The sequence below is a fragment of the Rhodospirillales bacterium genome, assembly GCA_014323865.1.
Classification (GTDB): Bacteria; Pseudomonadota; Alphaproteobacteria; order SP197; family SP197; genus SP197.
Map to the genome: position 1 here is coordinate 233,479 of JACONG010000004.1, position 19,627 is coordinate 253,105.

The following is a 19,627-nucleotide window of genomic DNA, read 5'->3' on the forward strand; positions in this document are numbered from 1 at the left end:
TCAACCGCCGGTGACGGGCAAGAGCACGGAAGTCCTGGTCTTGTCATCGGGGGCAGGCTAGCTTTCCGGCCCATGAGCGAGCATTACCTTCGTCCGTTGATGGACCCCACCTCGATCGCGCTGGTTGGTGCGTCGGGGCGCGAAGGAGCATTCGGCCACTCCACGCTTCTGAATCTCGACAACACCGCGATCGGCCCGCCCGTTTATCCCGTCAATCCGGGCTATGACGAGATCATGGGCCTGCCCTGTTATGCCTCTCTCGCCAGCATTCCCGGCGGGGTCGAACATGCTGTCCTCTCCGTCGCCAATACCAGGGTCGAGGCGGCGCTGATCGATGCTGCCGAGAATGGCGTGAAGTCGGTGACCATGTTCGGCAGCGCCTATCTGGAGGGCGATACGGACACGCCCAGGCTGAAGGATCGGCTCCAGGCGATCGCGCGCGAGGCGGGGCTTCTGGTGTGCGGTGCGAACTGCATGGGCTTCGTGAACTACCTGAGCGGTGTTCGCGCGACCTGGATGAACATCGCGCCCGACGCCTGGTTCGAACCCGGCAACATCACGTTGATCAGCCATTCGGGCACCTGCTTCCTGTCGTTGCAGTTCATCGATCCGCGCCACCGCCACAATCTTTGCATCTCGGCAGGCCAGGAGCTGACCGTGACGGCCGCCGACTACATGGATTATGCGCTTGAGCAGGAGAGCACCCGGGCGATTGCGCTGTTCCTCGAGATGGTGCGCGATCCCGAGGCGTTCCGGGCTGTTCTCGACAAGGCGGTCCAGAAGGATATCCCCGTGGTCGCGATCAAGGTCGGCCGGACGGAGAAGAGCGCGGAGCTCGCCCGGAGTCATTCCGGCGCGCTCGCTGGCGATGACGCAGCCTACGAGGCGCTGTTCGATCACTACGGTGTGCTGCGTGTCGAAAATTGGAACGACTTGGCTGCGACATCGCGCCTTTTGTCGCATCACAAGCGGATCGCCTCGGGCAATCTTGCAGGCATCATGGATTCGGGCGGTGCACGCGGGATGCTGATCGATCTGGCCGACAAGATGGGTGTGCCGCTGGCCGATATCGGTTCCCAAACAGTCGAGAAACTCACAGGACTTCTGGAGTACGGCCTGGAACCGGTCAACCCGACCGATATCTGGGGCACCGGGCTTGATTGGGAGAACGTCTTCGAGGGTTGCATGCAAGCCCTCGCCGACGACGAGGACTCCGCGATCACCGGCATGTTCAGCGATCTCAACTTCACAGACGACATCACCGGGGGCTTGCTCGATATCGCCGAGAAGGTCGATGCCAACACCGACAAGCCCGTGTTCTTCTGCCAGCACTGGAGCCGCGCGATCAACCCGATCGCAATCCGGCAGGGGGTCAACAGCTCGGTCATTCTGATCGACGGCACGGAGACCTTTCTCACGGCCTTCAAGCTCGCCATGCAGCGTCGCGACCGGCGTGACGACACCGCGCAGGATATGATCGCGGCACCGGACGCAGACGTCGTCGCGCGCTGGCAGGCAAGGCTGGATCAGAGCGCACCGCTCGACGAGAACGACGGTCTTGACCTGCTGAGCGACTTCGGCATCGCCGTGCCGGAACGCCGCATCGTCACGACCGAGGATGAGGCGGCGGCGGCCGGCGACGCGATCGGCTATCCGCTCGTCCTGAAGACTGCTGAGGCGGGCATCCTCCACAAGAGCGATGTCGGCGGGGTGAAGATCGGCATCGCCGACGAGGCGGCGCTGCGCGCCGCGTGGTCCGACATGGCGGGTCGCCTCGGTCCGCGCGCCCTGGTCGCCGCCATGGTGCCGACGGGTGTCGAGCTCGCTGCCGGCCTCGTGATCGATCCCCAGTTCGGACCGCTCGTGATGGTCGCGGTCGGCGGCATCCTGATCGAGCTGATGAAGGATCGCCGCTTCCTGCTGCCGCCCGCGGGCCGCACGAGTGCACGCCGTGCGCTCGATGGCCTCGCCTGTCGGCCAATGCTGGATGGCATCCGCGGCATGCCGGCGGCCGACATCGACGCCGTGTGCGACACGATCGCGCGGCTCTCGGTGCTTGCCGTGTGCCTCGGCGACCGTCTCGCGGAGCTTGATCTCAATCCGCTGATTGCCGGACCGGATGGCTGCATCGCAGTCGACGCGCTCGTCGTACCTGCCTCCAGGGCTGGATGAGCCGGCCGTATCTACCGGCACGCCGAGGAACTCGCCGGTGGCAGGGACGGCATCGCCGAACGTGTCGTCGGGCTATCGAGGACCATCTTGCCGACCTGAGAGCCGTCGTTGAAACGGCCTGGGCGACAAGCTGGCTCGCAGCCCAGCACGGTGATGCCTTCGAGGACCCCACCTCCGCTGTCTTCCCTCCGGCTTGACCGACGGGAAGCAGCCGTTTCAACCCCTGACTGGGCTTTCAGGCGGCGAGGTCCTGGCCGCGCATGTCCGCGCGGATGAAGGTGTAGGTGTTTTCGTCCGAGAGGTCCTTGCGGAAGCGGTAGCCGTCGAGATCGAAGTCCTTGAGGCCTTCCGGGCGGTCGATGCGGTTCTGGATCGTGTAGCGGGCGATCATGCCGCGTGCGACCTTGGCCGAGAAACTGATGATCCTGGCGACGCCGTCGCGCTCTTCCTTGAACACCGTATCGATCGGCCGCGCCTTCAGCTTGGCGGTCTTTACCGCGCTGAAGTACTCGACCGACGCGGCGTTCACGAGAACCGGATTGTCGTGCTCCCCGAGGTCGCGATTGAGCGCCCGGGTGATCCTGTCGCCCCAGAAGTCATGGAGATTCTCGCCGCGTGGGGTGGCGAGCCGCGTGCCCATCTCAAGCCGATAGGGCTGGATCAGATCGAGCGGGCGCAACACGCCGTAGAGGCCCGAGAGGATGCGCAGGTGGTCCTGGGCGTAGCCGAGATCGTCGCCATCCAGCGTCCCGGCATCGAGACCCCGATAGGTATCGCCCGCGAAGGCGAGGGCGGCCTGCTTGGCGTTCTCCGCCGTGTGCTTCAGACGAAAGGCCTTGAAGCGGTCGAAGTTGAGCTCGGCGAGGTTGTCGGAAAGATCCATCAGGCCCGCGATATCGCTGCGGGTCAGCGTGCGCGTGGTTTTCATCAGTTCACGGGTCTGCGCCATCAGCGCAGGCTGCGACGACGGCAGGCCATCGGGGGCAGGATCGAAGTTGAGCGCCTTCGCGGGCGAGATCACCACCAACATGCATGTTCTCCCGGTTCCTGTAGATTATGTAGGTCGTGGATCTTCTAGGGGCAAACTGCCGTTACCGACCTGTCCACACGGGTTTGCGCTTCTCGATGAACGCGCGGGCGCCCTCCCTGGAGTCCTCGGATTCGTAGACCCGCGCCTTGGCGGTCAGCCTGCCGGCATTTTCCAGCTTGTCGGCCTCTGCGGGCGAGAGATCGCCGCAAAGGCTGACCATCTGCTTTTCGGCCTGGACCGAGAGCGGCGCGGCCGAAGCGATCTGCTTTGCGATTTCGCGCGCAGCGTCCATCACTTGGCCCTGTGGCGTGACACGGTTGAGGAGCTTCAGATCGAACGCCTCCTGCGCCTTCATGCGGCGTCCCGTGAAGAGCAGTTCCATGGCGATATGGCGGGGCAGGCGGGAACACAGCCTGGAGATACTCGCACCCGATGTCGTCAGGCCCATGTTGACCTCCGACAGGAAGAATTCGGCGTTTTCCGATGCGACCATGAGGTCTCCCGAAAGTGCCAGCTCGAAGCCACCGGCGACGCAGTAGCCGTTGATCGCCATGATGACGGGCTTGTTGAGGTCGAACATGCCGGCGACGCCGCCGAAGCCGCAGGGACCGAAGTCCCTGTCGGGTTCGTCCTGAGCGCCGTCGTTGAGATCCCAACCGGTGCAGAAGAAGCGGTCGCCGGCGCCGGTCAGGATCGCGACCCGGAGGTCGGGATCGTCGCGGAACCGTTTGAAGGCCTCGTTCATCTCGCGGCTGACCTCGGCCCCGATGGCGTTCGCCTTGGGATTGTCGAGGGTGACCTCGAAGACGTGGCCGTTGACCGCCGTGCGGACCCGCTCGCTCATGCTGCTGCTCCCGTGTTGCGGCAGAACCTTAGCCGCTCTCCTCACCATCCGTCATCGTCCGGCATATCGACATGCGGAGGGGCGGGCGACTGATGCCCCATCACGTGGGGCATGACGGGACAGGTGAGGATGTGAACCGGCACCAATTGCTGTAGACACGCGTCCCACGATCACCTGACAGAACCATGTCGCTCTTCATCGCCTCCAACATCACGGTCTCCCACGGCACCGCGCCGCTCGTGCGCGATGCGACCTTTGCCGTGGGCGAAAACGACCGGATCGGGCTGGTGGGCGCCAACGGCTCGGGCAAATCGACGTTGCTCAACGCGCTGGCCGGACGCATCGGGATCGATGCGGGCGATCTGGCGCTGCGCCGCGGCCTGACCATCGGCGTGAGCGAACAGGAGGTGCCCGGGCATCTGCTTGCGATGACCCTGCGCGCGGCGCTGCTGGAGGCGCTGTCCGAGGCGATCCGCGACAGCGACGCCTGGAAGGTCGACGTCGCGCTGGCCACGCTCGGCTTTCCCTGCGAGTTCCACGACCGGCCCGTCGGCAAGCTCTCGGGCGGCTGGCAGCGGCTCTGCCTGATCGCACGGGCACGCCTGCCGGAACCCGATCTGCTGCTGCTCGACGAGCCGACCAACCATCTCGACCTTGCCAGGATCCTGCACCTGGAGCGCTGGCTGGAGGACGAGGTACGCGGCCCGCTGCTCATGATCAGCCATGACCGCGAGGTGCTCGACCGCTGCACCAACCGCACGCTCTTCCTGCGCGACGGTGTGCTCTACGACTTCGCCGGCAACTACACGCGGGCGCGTCAGCTTCTGGTCGAACACGATCTCTCGGCGGCGAAGGCGCGCGAGGCCGAGGAGAACGAGATCAAGCGGCTGCAGCGCAGCGCCAGGCGGCTCGCGAGCTGGGGCAAGCTCTGGGACAACGAGAAGTTCTCGAAGCGCGCCAGGAGCATCGAGCAGCGCATCGAGAAGAAGAAAACACAGGTGACCTGTGTCGCGCCCGAGGACCGTCGCAACCTCAAGCTCTCGGACGGCGAGGCCCAGGCCAACATCCTGCTGCGCTGCAACCACTGCACGGTTCAGGCCCCCAACGGCGACGATCTCTTCGGCATCGAGCGGCTGGCGCTCGCCCGTGGCGATCGCGCGGTGATCATGGGCGTGAACGGCTCCGGCAAGTCGACCTTCCTGAAGCGCCTGATGGCGGAGTACGAGAGCCACGGCGACCGGATCGCCGAGAAGGCCGCGGTCTACTTCAACCCGCAAGCCGAGGCCGGCTATTTCGACCAGGACCTGTCGCGGCTACCCGACAAGCAGCCGATGTTCCGCTTCTTCGCCGGTCAGTTCCCGGTGCCCGACCTGCGTGTGCGTGCCGAGCTGATCCACGCGGGTTTCCCTCACATCGAGCAGGACCGTCCGATCGGCACGTTGTCGGGCGGCGAACGGGCACGCCTGCTCTTCCTGCTGCTTAAGCTCGAGCAGCCGAACCTTCTGGTGCTCGACGAGCCGACAAACCATCTCGATGTCGACGGCAGGGAGCGGCTCGAAGACGAAATCCTCACCCGCGACCTGACCTGCGTCATGGTCAGCCACGACCGCCGCTTCGTCGATGGCGTCGCCAACCGCTTCTTCCTGATCGAGCGCGGCAGGTTGGTCGAGGTGGAATCAGCCGAGCCGTTCCATGCGTTGCTGCTCGACGGTTAGAGCGGTTCCAGCCAGGTGCGTGAACATGCTCTGGACCGTGAAGACGCTGCCTGTTTCTCTGGCCTCAAGCGCCGGCCCTCGCTCCGCTCAATTGGCTTGCGTGCCCTTCGGCGCGGGCGCACGCTTGTGCGCCGTCGGCCTTCAGGTCTGCCGTCGGTTGTCGAAGTAGGCGTGGAGCAGACGACGGTACTCGTCGGCCACGTTGTCGAGCTCCTCGTGACGACCCTCGGCCAGCACAGCGGCAAAGGCGGTGAAGTTCGCGGCTGCGTGTGTCATGGCAAGGCCGATCGCCTCGGCGTCGCCGCCGGCTTCGACCATGGCATTGGCCTGCTCGATGAAGCGGTTGGCAATGTCGAGGTGGGCGCTGCCGGTGGCGTCGCTCATGGGGGAACCTGTGGGGTAGGCCTGTGGGGTAGGGTAGAGGGCCGGTTTGGCCCGGATGACTCGGCGTGTGATAATCGATTTCAGCATTCTGAACCACCGCTCACCACAGTGCGTAACCGTTGCCATGACTCATTACGCTGCTCCCGTCCATGACATTCGCTTCGCGCTCGACGCACAGGCAGGCTTCGCGGACCTGGCCGAAGTGTTCGACGCGGCGGCTGTCGACGACGGCCTTGTGGAGGCCCTGCTGGATGAGGCGGGCCGGCTTGCGAACGATGTCTTCGCACCGCTGAATCGCAGCGGCGATCAGGAGGGCTCGAAGCTCGAAAACGGCGTCGTGCGGTTGCCCGCGGGTTTCAGAGAGGCCTACGACGCTTTCGCCAAGGGCGGCTGGAACAGTCTTTCGTTTCCGGAGACCTACGGCGGGCAGGGCATGCCCTGGACCTTGTCGCTGGCGGTCGCCGAGATGTTCGAGGCCGCCAACATGGCGCTTGCCGTCGGCACACTGCTGACGCGCGGCGCGACTGAACTCCTGCTGCACCACGGGACGGACGAGCAGAAACAGACCTACCTGCCGAACATGATCGCCGGCACCTGGTCGGGCACCATGAACCTGACCGAACCCCAGGCCGGCACCGATCTCGCCCGGATGCGAACCCGTGCCGAGCGGGCCGACGACGGCACGTACCGCATCACCGGCCAGAAGATCTTCATCACCTATGGCGAGCACGAGATGACGGAGAACATCGTCCATATGGTGCTCGCCCGCCTGCCCGATGCGCCGCCTGGCGTGAAGGGCATCTCGCTCTTCATCGTGCCGAAGTATCTCGTGAAACCCGATGGCACGCCCGGTGAGCGCAACGACCTGCGTGTCGTTTCCCTGGAGAAGAAGCTCGGCATCAAGGGCAGCCCGACCTGCATGATGGCCTATGGCGACAACGGCGGCGCCACCGGCTACCTGGTGGGTGAGGAACACAACGGGCTGGCCTGCATGTTCACCATGATGAACAACGCCCGTGTCGCCGTCGGTCTGCAGGGCCTGGCGATTGGCGAACGTGCGCTCCAGGCGGCCGGAGCCCATGCCGCCGATCGCGTCCAGGGCAGCCGGAGCGGCGAAGCCGTCACGATCGATCGACACCCTGATGTCAGGCGCACGCTTGCGTGGATGCGGGCACGCACCGAGGCCGCGCGCGGTCTGGTTTACTGGACCGCCACCTGCTTCGACCGTGCCGAACACGGCACCGGGGACGAGGCGCGACGCCAGCGCGCCTTCTTCGATCTGATGACACCGGTGGTGAAGGCCTGGTGCAGTGACGGTGCGGTGCAGCTCGCCTCCGAAGGCGTGCAGATGCACGGCGGCATGGGTTTCATTGAGGAAACCGGTGCCGCCCAGCACTATCGCGACGCCCGCATCCTGCCGATCTACGAGGGAACCAACGGGATCATGGCGATTGATCTGGTCGGCCGGAAGATCGCTCGCGACGGCGGTGCGGCCGCCCGCGCGCTGTTCGAGGTCGTTGAGGCCGACATTGCCGCGTCACGTGCCTGCGGAGACGTCACACTCGCCGACACGGTTGAAGCGGGCATGGAACATCTGCGTCGCGCGACCGGCTGGGTTGCCGATACCATGGCGTCCGACAGCGACGCCGTCCTCGCCCAGGCCACGACCTATCAACGCCTGTTCGGCACCGTCACGGGCGGCTGGCAGATGCTGCGCCAGGCGACGGCTGCGAAGCAGGCGCTCGATGTTGCAGAGGGTGATGCGGACTTCTTGGAGAACAAGCGCGAGAGCGCACGCTTCTACATGACTCAGGAGATGCCTCTGGCGGGCGCGCTGGCGGCGGTCGTGTCAAACAGAACCTGATCCTGAGAAAGCTCCCGGCGGCCCTCCCGTCTTTTGCACGCCGGACAGCGGCACCATCGTGAGGGCGCTGCGACAGGCCCGCCATGCGCCCGAGATCGCCATCAGGCCGCCGCCCGCAACGAAGGCCGCGCCGAGCACGAATGCAAAGGCCATGCGCAGTCCGGCGCGTCCGTGGCCCTGAAGCATATCCCGTTCAGATTGAATCCATCTGAACGGGTGAAGATGCTCTGGGTCTTTAGGTGTAGAGCGCATTCACGCACTCAGTTGGAACCGCAGGCGGTTCCAGCCAGGTGCGATCCGCTCTATCCCACGGCGCGGATCAGGGCGTCCAGGGTTTCGTTGGGCTGCTCGGACATCATCATGTGGCCGCAGTCCTTCAGGACGATCATCCGGGCAGAGGGCATGGCGGCCATCAGATCCTTTGCCCGCCGGGGCGGGGTCATCATGTCGCCGTCGCCCAGGATCAGGGTTGCCGGGCAGCTCACCCTGGCGGCCGCCTCCAGCCCGCCAGTGTAGTCGTTGCAGGCCTTCATGTCGTTATGCAGCACGCCGTCGCCGCCGCGTTCGAGCAGGCGCAGGCTGCCGCCGGTGACCCGGATGCCCGGTGCGGCATTGCCGCCGATCTGGGCGCGCTTCGAGTGGCCCCAGATCGTGACCATGTCGTAGGCCGAAGGGTGGTTGGCCTCGGCGTTGTCCAGGAGAGCATCGGCCACTGTCATCGGGACAGAAATGCCAAGCAAAGCGATGCGTTCGATGCGGTCGGGATGGCGCGCCGCCGCCTCGAGCACGGGCAGGGATCCCATGGAGTGGCCGGCCAGAACAGCCTTCCTGAGACCGGCGGCATCCATGAGGCGGATAATCCAGTCTGCAATCGCCTCGATCGACGGCAGCAGATCGCCTTCCGAGTTGCCGTGCCCGGGAAGATCGGGCGCAAGCACGCCGTATCCGCGATGGGCGAAGTAACGCGCCTGGGCCGACCACACCGTTCGGTTCATCGAGGCGCCGTGGATGAAGATGATGGCCGGAAGCCCGGGATCGAAGTCCTTGCCGCCGGTCGCGGCGAAGATCGTCTGTCCATCGACGGAGAGTTCGAGCGCCATGGGTCAGGCCTTCATGGCGGCGCGCAGGCCGCGGTTGAGATCGTCCTTGAGGTCGTTCACATCCTCAAGCCCGATCGACAGGCGTATCAGGCCTTCGGAGATGCCGGCGGCCTTCAGCTCTTCGGCCGGCACCTGCTGATGGGTGGTCGAACCGGGATGGATCACGAGCGACTTGGCGTCGCCCACGTTGGCGAGGTGAGAGAAGAGCTGAACCGATTCGATGAACCTGGCACCCGCCTTGCGTCCGCCCCTGATCTCGAAGCTGAAGATTGCGCCCGCACCCTTCGGCAGAAGCGTCCTGGCGAGCTCGTGGTCCGGATGGTTCGGCAGCCCCGGATAGCCGACACTCTCCACGGCCTCGTGCCCGTCGAGGAACTCGGCAATCGCCTGGGCATTGGCAACATGCCTCTCCATGCGCAGCGGCAGGGTTTCGAGCCCCTGCAGCAGGTAGAACGCGTTCTGCGGACTCATGCAGGGGCCGAAGTCGCGCATCCCCTCCGCGCGGGCCCGCATGATCATGGCGCCGGGTCCGAACTCCTCGGCGAAGTCGAGCCCGTGGTAGCCCTCGTAGGGCTCGGTGAGCGTCGGGAACTTGCCCGAGGCCTCCCAGTCGAACGCGCCGCGGTCGACCAGCGCGCCGCCGATCGCTACGCCGTGCCCGCCCATGAACTTGGTCACCGAGTGCATGACGATGTCGGCACCGTGTTCGAAGGGCCGGAAGAGGAAGGGGGTGGCAAAAGTGTTGTCGATCATCAGCGGCAAGCCCGCCTCGTGCGCGATGTCGGCGATTGCCGGTATATCCATCACCTCGAGGCCCGGATTGCCGAGGGTCTCGCCGTAGAGCAGGCGTGTCTCGGGTCGGATCGCCTTGCGGAAGGCCTCGGGATCGCGCGGGTCGACCAGCGTTGCGGTGATGCCGAAGCGCGGCAGGGTATAGTTGAACATGTAGTTCGAGCCGCCATAGAGCGACCCCGACGACACGATATGACCGCCCTGGCCCATCAGCGTCACGATGCCCAGGTGCAGGGCTGCCATGCCGCTTGCCGTGCAGACCGCACCGACGCCGCCTTCGAGGCCCGCAATGCGTTCCTCGAGCACCGCGACGGTCGGATTCGAGATGCGGCTGTAGATGTGGCCCGGCCGTTCGAGATTGTAGAGCGCGGCGGCGAAGTCCGTGTCGGGAAAGACATAGGAGGTCGACTGATAGATCGGTACCGCCCGCGCTCCGGTCGCGGGGTCGGGCTGCTGACCGCCATGCAACGACAGGGTGTCGAAGCCGACATGCTTGGATCCCGCCATGGGCCTGCTCCGTCTGGGGACGGCGGACCGTAAACGCTGACCGTCCGGGGGTCCACCGCTTCGACCCTCACCCTCCCGCGCCAGGGGCGTGGGAGGGTGAGGGTTGGCCGCACGGCAACGCTGAGGTACCTAGAGCGGATCGCACTTCGTTGGAATCGTTTGCGGTTCCAACGAAGTGCGTGAATCTGCTCTGGGTGCGATCGGCTCCAGCGGCAACGCGATTCGGGAAGACAACGATGACACGTGAGATCAAGTCGGTGGCCGTGATCGGCGGCGGCACCATGGGAACCGGTATTGCGGGCAAATGCGCCGATGCGGGCATCAAGGTGCTGCTGCTCGACATCGACGAGCAGGCCGTCGCCAGGTCGATGGAGCGTATCACCGGCGGTCGCTCCCCGGCGATCGACGATCCCGGGAGTGCCAGGCTGATCGAGACCGGCACGTTCGACGAGATCGAGCGGATCGCTGACTACGACTGGATCTGCGAGGCCGTGATCGAGGATCTCGAGACCAAGCGCGATCTCTTCGACAAGCTGGAGGCGGCACGTTCGGACGGCTCTGTCATCTCGACCAACACCTCCGGCATTCCCCTGCGCGCGATCACCAGGGACAAGCCCGAACGGCTCCGCCGCGACGTGGTGGTCACCCACTTCTTCAATCCCGTGAAGGTCATGAAGCTGCTCGAGGTCGTGCCCGGCGAGGACACGACATCCGATGTGGTCGACGCCATGGCGGCGTTCGGGTCTGACAAGCTCGGCAAGGGCGTCGTTCATGCCAAGGACACGGTGAACTTCATCGGCAACCGCATCGGCTGCTTCTGGATGCTCTCGGGCCTGCACAAGGCGCGCAAGGCGCGTCTCGACGACGGCCTTTCGATGGAGACGATCGATGCCGTCATGTCCGCACCCGTCGGCCTGCCCGGCACCGGGCTCTACGGCCTGATCGATCTGATCGGCCTCGACGTGATGGATTTCGTCGGCAGGAACCTGGCGGCCAATCTGCCGTCGGGCGACGAGGGGCTTGCCACCACCTCCTTCCCGCCCGAGGAGCAGGCCATGCTGGAGCGCGGGCAGCTCGGCCGGAAGACCGGCGGCGGCTTCTACAAGGTCACCAGGAACGACGACGGCTCACGGATCAGGGAAACCTTCGATCTCGATGCCGGGGACTGGCGTCTTGCCGAAGAACCCGCGCTGGACGACAAGCACAGCGCGTTGCAGAGCCTGATGGGATCGGAGGATACCGTCGGCGGTTTCGCGCGGGACCTGATGGGTGGCACGCTGCTTTACGCGGCGGGCCTGATCCCGCAGATCTCCGACGACGTCGTCAACATCGACCGTGCCATGCGCTGGGGTTTTGCCTGGCGTCAGGGCCCGTTCGAAATGCTCGACACCCTCGGGGTCCGCTCGGTGATCGGGCGCCTTGAGACGAAGGGCGTGGCCCTGCCGGCCATGCTGCAGATCGCCCGGGATGCCGGTGCCGAGAGCTTCTATCGCAACGATGGTGCCGAGTTCCTCGGGCGCGACGGCACCTGGCACCAGGTGCCTGCCTGGAGCATATCCCGTTCAGATTGAAGCAATCTGGACGGGTGAAGATGCTCTGAGTCCTTGCTGAAGCATATCCCGTTCGGATCTAGGGCGCGATTCCCGCGAGCGTGAGGTTGACGTCACCCTCTGTGCTCCGCGCAAGCGTTACCTTGGCCTCTTCGAGGATGCAGACGCCCGAGACCGGAAGGCAGGCACCGAAGGTGATGCCGAGCGACGAACTGCCGTTCAGGTGGGCCGGATCGAAGGTGAGGGTCTGCAGGACGGCACCGTCGAAGTGATCGCCCTCGACCATCAGGACGCTGGGCATCTCGTCGAGCCAGATCATCTGGTCGTCCAGCGGCGTCAGTCCGATGCCGAGCCGCCCGTTGAGCCTGACATCCATGGTTGGCACAACGGCGATGACCAGGCGGTCACCGGACTCGACATGTGTCTGCACGCTCACGCCGCTCGGCGTGATGATCGAACCGATGTCATCGGCCGACACCGGCGGCGCAAGTGCCGCGACCGCGGCGAGGGCCGCGCCTCTGCTCAAAAGACGTTTCATTATGAACCGCCGTGTTTCCTTCGGTCCCTCTCCTTGCAGATAGTGTGTTGGCACGGTGCTGTCCAGGTCACGTTCGATCGAGGCGTGCGTCAGAACGGCAAGCCTTGCCGAAACGGCAAGGCACCAACGGGAGGCACCGGAGCAATCCGGCGTCGCGTTGCGCGTTCTGAACTGGACAACGGAGGCACATCCACGACATAACGGGTCAATCATTCCGTTCGGCACTCCCATGACCAACCTCGACTCCGAGGTCGCGCGCCGGCGCACCTTCGCGATCATCTCCCACCCTGACGCGGGCAAGACCACGCTTACCGAAAAGCTGCTGCTGTTCGGTGGCGCGATTCAGCTTGCCGGTGCCGTGAAGGCGCGCGGTGACCGGCGTCGCGCGCGCTCGGACTGGATGAAGGTTGAGCAGGAGCGCGGCATCTCGGTGAGCGCCTCGGTGATGAGCTACCGCTACGCCGATTGCGCCTTCAACCTGCTCGACACGCCGGGTCATGAGGATTTCAGCGAGGACACCTACCGCGTGCTGACCGCCGTCGACAGCGCGGTCATGGTGCTCGACGCCGCCAGGGGCATCGAGGCGCAGACGCGCAAGCTTTTTGAGGTCTGTCGCCTGCGCGACATGCCGATTGCCACCTTCGTCAACAAGATGGACCGCGAGGCGCGCGACCCGTTCGCGCTGATCGACGAGGTCGAGCAGACCCTGCAGATCGAGGTCACGCCGGCCAGCTGGCCGATTGGCATGGGGCGCGATTTCCTCGGCTGCTACGACCTGATCAACGACCGGCTCATCCTGGTCGCGCGGACCGGGGGCGAGACCGTGGAGGAAGGTATCGCCTGCGAGGGGCTCGACGATCCCAGGCTCGACGCGCTTCTTCCCGCCCATGCCGTCGCCGCGCTGCGCGAGCAGGTCGCGATGGCGCGCGGCCTGCTGCCGGCGTTCGACATGGATGCCTATCGCGCCGGTAACCTGACGCCCATGTACTTCGGCAGTGCGCTCAACAACTTCGGGGTGCGCGAGCTGCTCGAGGGGCTCGCGGGTTATGCGCCGCCACCGTGCGCGCAGCCGACGGTGCAGCGTCCGATCGAACCGACCGAAACCGGGGTCTCGGGCTTCGTCTTCAAGATCCAGGCAAACATGGATCCCAGGCACCGGGACCGTATCGCCTTCGTGCGTCTGGCCTCGGGCCACTTCAGGCGCGGCATGAAGCTGAAGCATCACCGCACCGGCAAGCAGATCGTGATGCACAACCCGCTGATCTTCCTTGCCCGGGACCGCGAGCTTGCCGAGGAGGCCTTCGCCGGCGATATCGTCGGTGTGCCGAACCACGGCAACCTCCACATCGGCGATGCGCTGACCGAAAGCGAGGAGCTCGCCTTCACCGGCATCCCAAGCTTCGCGCCGGAGCATCTCCAGCGCGTTCGGGCGACCGATCCGATGAAGGCCAAGCACCTTGGCCGCGCGCTCCGGCAGCTCGCCGAGGAGGGTGCGGCGCGTGTCTTCAAGCCGGTGATGGACGCCGACTGGGTGGTCGGCGTCATGGGCCCGCTGCAGTTCGACGTGCTGGCCGATTGTATCCGCACCGAGTACGGGGTGCCGGTGCGCTTCGAGCCCGCCAACCTCCATACCGCCCGCTGGCTCGACGGTGCCTCGCACCAGGCGATCAAGGACTTTGCCGAGAGGAACCGCTCGGCCATGGCTGGGGATCACGCCGGCCAGCCGGTGTTCCTGGCGCGCAACGCCTGGCATCTCGACAAGGCGCAGGAGGATGCGCCCGGGATCGCCTTCCTGAAGGTCAAGGAGCAGGTCCACACGGCCACTGCCGAAGCGGCCTGAGCCATGGCCGTCCGGCTCTGCAAGATTGCGCTTCTGGCCTGTTACACCTTGCTGCTGACGCTGATCGCCTTCGGCAACATCACGGACTACGACAGCAACTGGCCCTTCGTGCAGCACGTGCTGGCGATGGATACGACGTTCCAGAGCCCCGGCGTGATATGGCGCGCCATCACCGATCCCACGATCCAGACAATCGCCTATCTCGGCATCATCGCAACCGAAACGGCAGCCGGGCTGATCTGCTGGGCCGGGATCGTGCAGCTCGTCCGGCACCGCCGCGCATCGCCTGCCCGCTTCCTTCTGGCCGGTGGCATCACGCTGCTCTTCCTGATCCAGCCCGAGCGCGAGACTGGCGCATGAGGCTCTGCGGTCGTGCCGGCGACAGCCACGGTGTGCGACCGATCCGGTGACGGTGATGAGCATGGAAGGCCTTGACCTGGCCATGATGCTCGTCCTCAATGCTCGTCCTTGATGCAGACGACATTCGCACCGCGTTTTATCCCGACATGCTGCCGCAGTATCACGAGCGCCGCGTCGGCGGTCTTGAGATGCTTGCGTTCAGGCAATGGACGGCCAGGAAGGCCGGGCGACGGCATCGACCGCTGACAGCGTGCCGCGCCACAAACTCCCCACAAACTTCCCGGAAACTTCCCAAGAACTTCTGATACCGGAGGACAACGCCATGACAGACCTGCCCACCACGTCACCGGAAACCGTCGGCATGGCGTCAGCGCGTCTCGATCGCATCCGGCCCTGGATGCAGGGCTATGTCGATGCGGGCAAGCTGCCCTGGGCCGCAGCGGCGATCATCCGTCACGGCCAGGTCGTGTGGCGCGATCAGGTCGGGCTGGCCGATGTCGCAGCGGGTCGCGCGATCACGCCGGATGCCATCTGCCGCATCTATTCGATGTCGAAGCCGATCACGGCGGTCGCGGCGTTGCAGCTTTACGAGCAGGGGCTCTACCAGCTCGACGATCCGATCGGGGCCTACATCCCCGAACTCGCCGAAATGGAGGTACGCATCGCCGAGGACGAGAACGGCATGAAGACCGAACCGGCGAACCGGCCGATCACGATCAGGGACCTGTTCTGCCACACCTCGGGCTTCACCTATGGCTTCTCGTGTGGCGGCCAGCTTGAGCAGGCCTATGACGACAACAACCTGCACTTCAGATGCGGCGACGGCACGCTGGCCGATGTCGTCGGCCGCCTGGCGTCGATCCCGCTCGACCATCATCCCGGTGCGCGCTGGACCTATGGTGTTTCGACCGACGTGCTCGGCCGTCTCGTCGAGGTGCTGTCGGGCGAACGCTTCGACCGTTATCTCTCCCGCCACATCTTCGAACCGCTCGGCATGAGCGATACCTTCTTCCAGCTTCCGGCAGACCGCCTCGCCCGTTTCGTCCCCTGTTACGCCCACACGGCGGACGACGGCATGGTTCTGAGCGACGGCACGGCGGACAGCCCTTATGTCTCCGACGTCATCTGTTTCTCGGGCGGCGTCGGCTTGCTCTCGACCATGGACGACTATCTTCGCTTCGCCGACATGCTGCGGGGCGGCGGTGAGTCGAACGGTGAACGCTTGCTCGGCCGCCGCACGGTCCAGTACATGGCGACCAATCACATGCCGGACGACGGTGACCTCACGACCATGGGGCAGGACCGCTTCTCGGAGACGAGCTACGCAGGCATCGGTTTCGGTCTCGGTGTTTCGGTCGTGATCGATCCTGCAGCCTGCAACACCATGCAGTCGGTCGGCGAGTTCGCCTGGGGCGGCATGGCCTCGACCGCCTTCTGGATCGATCCCATGGAGGACCTCGCCGCCGTCTTCATGACTCAGCTCATCCCGTCGGGCTGCTATCCCATCCGCCGCGCGTTCCGCGTGCTGGTGAATCAGGCCCTGATCGACTGATCGCCGCGACTGATCGCCAGCGCGCACCATGGCTGATCGCCCCCGGTGCTCTCGCCGTTCCGGGCCTTTCGATGCAGATCGGTGCAGAGCGCCGGGCCATCGGCTCCGGCGGAATCAGGCTTGTGCGGAGGCCTTCGCGACAGGCTCGGGCAGCAACCCAAAAAAGCTCTTGACACGCAGGACAGGATGCATCAACATGATGCCCGAACTCGGGAAACCGGGGCACGGGCACACGACTGAAGACCTATGGGAGGAACATCGAAATGAACAGACTTCTGACTCTTGCGGCAGGCATGATCCTGATCGCAGCGGTTTCCGCATCCGGTTCGGCGAATGACGGGTCCAGTGCTTCTGACCCCGGGTCTGCCGCCTCCTCTGTCACGCTCAAATCCAGGCTGGATCCGGATCGGTCCACCATAGGTCGACCTGCAAAATTCTCTCTGCCAGCATTTCGTAAGCTGGAGAAAGACCTGAATCAGATTGGTAAAGCTGTCCACATGGGCTCTCTTGCACCCCCAAAAGATCTCCTGGATAGGAAAGCCTTCCTGATAGGCTATTACAGGACTGGCCATGTCATGAAGGGAGACGCCTATGATATCGTCGGCAATCTCAGAATCTACGCCGATTTCGGTAAAGGTGAGGTCACGACAGCTGTAAGCCATCTCAGCCTCGTTGACGTTTCTGACGTTTCCAATCCGTCCGAACCTGTCGGTGGTTTTCCTCTGGACGGGGGTCTTTGGGGTGCCGGAACGATCAGTAAAACGACGATTGACAGCGAGCTGAAGGGTCAGATCAGGTTACGGGAGAACCAGATACTCACGGGTCTTCCACGGATAGATATCGAAGCAGATATGAGTGGCAAGGTGTACAGTAAGGATGGGAAATCCCTGGTATACGGAGCGATTACCGGAAAGCAGGCCAGGATACATAAAGATATTGGCACAAAGGATAAAGTCTTTCGCAACATTCGATATGGTCAGTTTTTCGCCAGCGAAGACTGGAAAGGAAACTCCGTTCCAGACGTCAAGGTTCCAGTCGTCAAATTTGACACTCCCCCACCCGGTGCAGGAAACCCGGGTTCAACGATGAGCCGCGACATACGTATCAGGGAATACGTCAATCTTGGCTTGATTCGCCACGCCATCATCGCTGACTATCTTGAAGCTCCCAGTTCCAAGGCTTTTCCGAAGGGGAAAGGCATCTTGACAGGATATGTCTCGGCCGGAAGTTTGTTCTCAGATCCAAAGCATGTTTTGTCCGCTGGCAATCTGACAATCGACGCCGATTTCGATAAACGTACGGTCACGGCACGGGTAAGCGACTTCCACGGTGGTAATCTTGGGGGTAGCGGAACGATCAATCGAACGACGATGAACAGCACCCTGGGTGGTCAGATCAGTGTCATGGGCGATACGGTCACTGTCGACGCCGAGCTGTCAGGCAAGGTGTACAATAACGATGGGACATTGCTGGTACACGGAATCTTCAAAGGAGACGTTACGGAAGGCGCAGGACTAACATCCCCTATTGAAAATGGAGAGTTTTATGCCGTCCAGAACTAGAGCATATCCCGTTCAGATTGAATCAATTTCAACCGCTGGACGACAGGGTTGTTTGTCCGCCCGTGGCCTCTGCGGCATCGGGACTGGCGGCGCGCACCATGGCTGTATCGCCCCCGGTCGCGCACCATGGCTGTATCGCCCCCGGTGTTGCGGACCACGGCGACACCGGCAAGCACCACCTCGCAGAGCCATCGGCCAGGAAGCGCAGGGCCATCGGCTCCGGCGAAATCAGGCTTGTGCGGAGGCCTTTGCGACAGGCTCGGGTGGCAGCCAGGACAGCGCCCGGAAAAATTGTTGACGTGCGGTGCCGTATGGTGTTGACTTGTAACGTCGGATGCAGCAAGATAGTGGCCGACTCGGGAAACCGGGCCACGGGCACATGAGCTGAAGACCTGATGGAGGAACATCGAAATGAACAGACTTCTGAACCTTGCGGCAGGCATGGTCCTGATTGCAACGGCTTCCGCGCTCAGTTCGTCCGGTTCGGCGAGTGATGCGAATGATGGCGTCCCCAGCGCATCTGACGGTGTCGCATCCGACAGGGGAGCTTCTGCCTCTGCAGCAGTAACGCTGGATGGTGTCGGTGCCCCCTCTGTTTCCTCTTTCACCCTCAGATCCAGATTGTATCGAAATGCATTTGCCGTAGGCAAGGATACAGTAATCTCCGAGGGGGGATTTCGCAGGCTGGACAGGGATTTGAGTTCGATCGATGCCGCTGTCGCAGCGGGCAGTCTCGAAGCCCCGGATGCTCTCCCGGATGCGAAAGGTGTCTTGCAGGGATATTACAGGATGGGCTATCCTGTCGACGAAGACCATGATCGTGACATCGTCGGCAATCTCAGGGTCTACGCCGATTTCGGTGCAGGCAGGGTCACGACAGCCGTAAACGGTTTTCGCCATTTTATCGTTTCCAACCCGAAGAGACCTGTCGGGGGCCTTCCCATGAACGGGGCTCTTACGGGTCGCGGAACGATCGATGAAACGACAATCAGCAGTACCCTGGATGGTACGATCTACGTTCCCAAGGGGAGTGGTAAGACCGGCATCTATGAGGTCGTCATCGATGCCGATATGGCAGGCAAGGTGTACGATCACCGTGGGAGATTGCTGGTACGGGGAGGCGTTACCGGAACCCATAAGAATGGGTGGAACCGTCCCGGTAGTGCCAAGTTTGATGGTTGGCGGCGACTTCCCAGTGATATAGAAGATGGTGAGTTCTTCGCTATCCAGACTGGGATCAAAAAGCCCGTTTCGGTCGTCAGGTTTGGCACGCCGCCACCTCCTACAATTGCATTTCCATCGTATGGTTCTCCTCCTCCTTCGGACTTCAGCCGTTTTGCAAGGGAACGCGATAACCTTGCCTTGATTGGTGCCGCGATGGATGCTGGTCATCTTGCAGCACCCGATGCTCTCCCGGATGGGAAAGGCACCTTGACAGGATATGTCAAGGTCGACAATCTTTACAGTGTGCCTATAGGTTTTGCCTACCGTTATGGTGGTACACCTTATAAGGGCGTTGGCAGCCTCACAATCGACGCCGATTTCGGTGCAGGAACGGTCACGACAATGGCAAGCCAATTTGTACGGGAATCTAACGGTTGGGGTATTCCTGGAACTCTTGAAGGTCGTGGAACGATCGATCGGACGACGATCAACAGCACCCTGGATGGTTATCTTGATCTTGGTGCCCATAGTCATCATTACGATGCCGATCTGGCAGGCAAGGTGTACGATGACAATGGAACATTGTTGGTGCATGGAGCACTGACAGGAACCGTTGAGTCAAGACGCCGGGGGGGTGGAGAATATCTTGTCAG

General features: G+C 63.6%; 16 protein-coding genes. 9 read left to right on the forward strand and 7 right to left on the reverse strand.

Going from position 1 to position 19,627, the window contains the following annotated elements; genetic code table 11:
- The first annotated feature begins 72 nt into the window (after positions 1-72).
- The gene (locus GDA49_01775; protein ID MBC6439150.1) at positions 73-2,172 is read left to right on the forward strand and encodes an acetate--CoA ligase family protein; all 2,100 of its coding nucleotides are present in this window, start codon (positions 73-75) and stop codon (positions 2,170-2,172) included.
- A gap of 235 nt (positions 2,173-2,407) precedes the next feature.
- Here GDA49_01775 and yaaA read toward each other — a convergent pair whose 3' ends face one another.
- Both yaaA and GDA49_01785 read right to left on the reverse strand, forming a co-directional pair.
- On the reverse strand, positions 2,408-3,202 hold the full coding sequence (gene yaaA, locus GDA49_01780; GenBank protein MBC6439151.1) for a peroxide stress protein YaaA: 795 nt from the start codon (positions 3,200-3,202) through the stop codon (positions 2,408-2,410).
- Positions 3,203-3,263: 61 nt separating this feature from the next.
- Positions 3,264-4,046, reverse strand: coding sequence for an enoyl-CoA hydratase/isomerase family protein (locus GDA49_01785; GenBank protein ID MBC6439152.1), 783 nt, complete (start codon positions 4,044-4,046; stop codon positions 3,264-3,266).
- Positions 4,047-4,231: 185 nt separating this feature from the next.
- Between GDA49_01785 and GDA49_01790 the strand changes: the two genes are divergently transcribed.
- Positions 4,232-5,761, forward strand: coding sequence for an ABC-F family ATP-binding cassette domain-containing protein (locus GDA49_01790; GenBank protein ID MBC6439153.1), 1,530 nt, complete (start codon positions 4,232-4,234; stop codon positions 5,759-5,761).
- Between the two features lie 141 nt (positions 5,762-5,902).
- On the opposite strand, the gene GDA49_01795 is transcribed toward GDA49_01790, so the two are convergent.
- Complete coding sequence (locus GDA49_01795) at positions 5,903-6,145, reverse strand: DUF3144 domain-containing protein (GenBank protein MBC6439154.1); 243 nt, start codon at positions 6,143-6,145, stop codon at positions 5,903-5,905.
- A 124-nt stretch (positions 6,146-6,269) separates the two neighbouring features.
- On the opposite strand from GDA49_01795, the gene GDA49_01800 reads away from it, so the two are divergent.
- Positions 6,270-8,009 (forward strand): acyl-CoA dehydrogenase, encoded by a 1,740-nt coding sequence (locus GDA49_01800; protein ID MBC6439155.1) that lies wholly within the window; start codon positions 6,270-6,272, stop codon positions 8,007-8,009.
- On the opposite strand, the gene GDA49_01805 is transcribed toward GDA49_01800, so the two are convergent.
- The 3 genes from GDA49_01805 to GDA49_01815 form a co-directional block, all read right to left on the reverse strand.
- Positions 7,995-8,162 carry a hypothetical protein gene (locus tag GDA49_01805; protein MBC6439156.1) on the reverse strand — a complete coding sequence of 56 codons (168 nt, stop codon included), beginning with the start codon at positions 8,160-8,162 and terminating at the stop codon, positions 7,995-7,997. The genes GDA49_01800 and GDA49_01805 overlap by 15 nt on opposite strands.
- Before the next feature lie 149 nt (positions 8,163-8,311).
- Complete coding sequence (locus GDA49_01810; protein ID MBC6439157.1) at positions 8,312-9,109, reverse strand: alpha/beta hydrolase; 798 nt, start codon at positions 9,107-9,109, stop codon at positions 8,312-8,314.
- Between the two features lie 3 nt (positions 9,110-9,112).
- Positions 9,113-10,408, reverse strand: coding sequence for an O-acetylhomoserine aminocarboxypropyltransferase (locus tag GDA49_01815; protein ID MBC6439158.1), 1,296 nt, complete (start codon positions 10,406-10,408; stop codon positions 9,113-9,115).
- A gap of 236 nt (positions 10,409-10,644) precedes the next feature.
- Here GDA49_01815 and GDA49_01820 point away from each other — a divergent pair, with 236 nt between their 5' ends.
- Positions 10,645-11,979 carry a hypothetical protein gene (locus tag GDA49_01820; GenBank protein ID MBC6439159.1) on the forward strand — a complete coding sequence of 445 codons (1,335 nt, stop codon included), beginning with the start codon at positions 10,645-10,647 and terminating at the stop codon, positions 11,977-11,979.
- Positions 11,980-12,037: 58 nt separating this feature from the next.
- Here GDA49_01820 and GDA49_01825 read toward each other — a convergent pair whose 3' ends face one another.
- On the reverse strand, positions 12,038-12,496 hold the full coding sequence (locus tag GDA49_01825; protein MBC6439160.1) for a hypothetical protein: 459 nt from the start codon (positions 12,494-12,496) through the stop codon (positions 12,038-12,040).
- A gap of 229 nt (positions 12,497-12,725) precedes the next feature.
- On the opposite strand from GDA49_01825, the gene GDA49_01830 reads away from it, so the two are divergent.
- The 5 genes from GDA49_01830 to GDA49_01850 all read left to right on the forward strand — a co-directional run.
- Positions 12,726-14,336, forward strand: a complete 1,611-nt coding sequence (locus tag GDA49_01830; protein MBC6439161.1) for a peptide chain release factor 3 — start codon at positions 12,726-12,728, stop codon at positions 14,334-14,336.
- A 3-nt stretch (positions 14,337-14,339) separates the two neighbouring features.
- Complete coding sequence (locus tag GDA49_01835; GenBank protein MBC6439162.1) at positions 14,340-14,696, forward strand: DUF2165 domain-containing protein; 357 nt, start codon at positions 14,340-14,342, stop codon at positions 14,694-14,696.
- Positions 14,697-15,018: 322 nt separating this feature from the next.
- Positions 15,019-16,248 (forward strand): beta-lactamase family protein, encoded by a 1,230-nt coding sequence (locus GDA49_01840; GenBank protein ID MBC6439163.1) that lies wholly within the window; start codon positions 15,019-15,021, stop codon positions 16,246-16,248.
- A 263-nt stretch (positions 16,249-16,511) separates the two neighbouring features.
- The gene (locus GDA49_01845; GenBank protein MBC6439164.1) at positions 16,512-17,810 is read left to right on the forward strand and encodes a hypothetical protein; all 1,299 of its coding nucleotides are present in this window, start codon (positions 16,512-16,514) and stop codon (positions 17,808-17,810) included.
- A 411-nt stretch (positions 17,811-18,221) separates the two neighbouring features.
- On the forward strand, positions 18,222-19,627 hold a 1,406-nt coding region (locus GDA49_01850; GenBank protein ID MBC6439165.1), incomplete at its 3' end, for a hypothetical protein.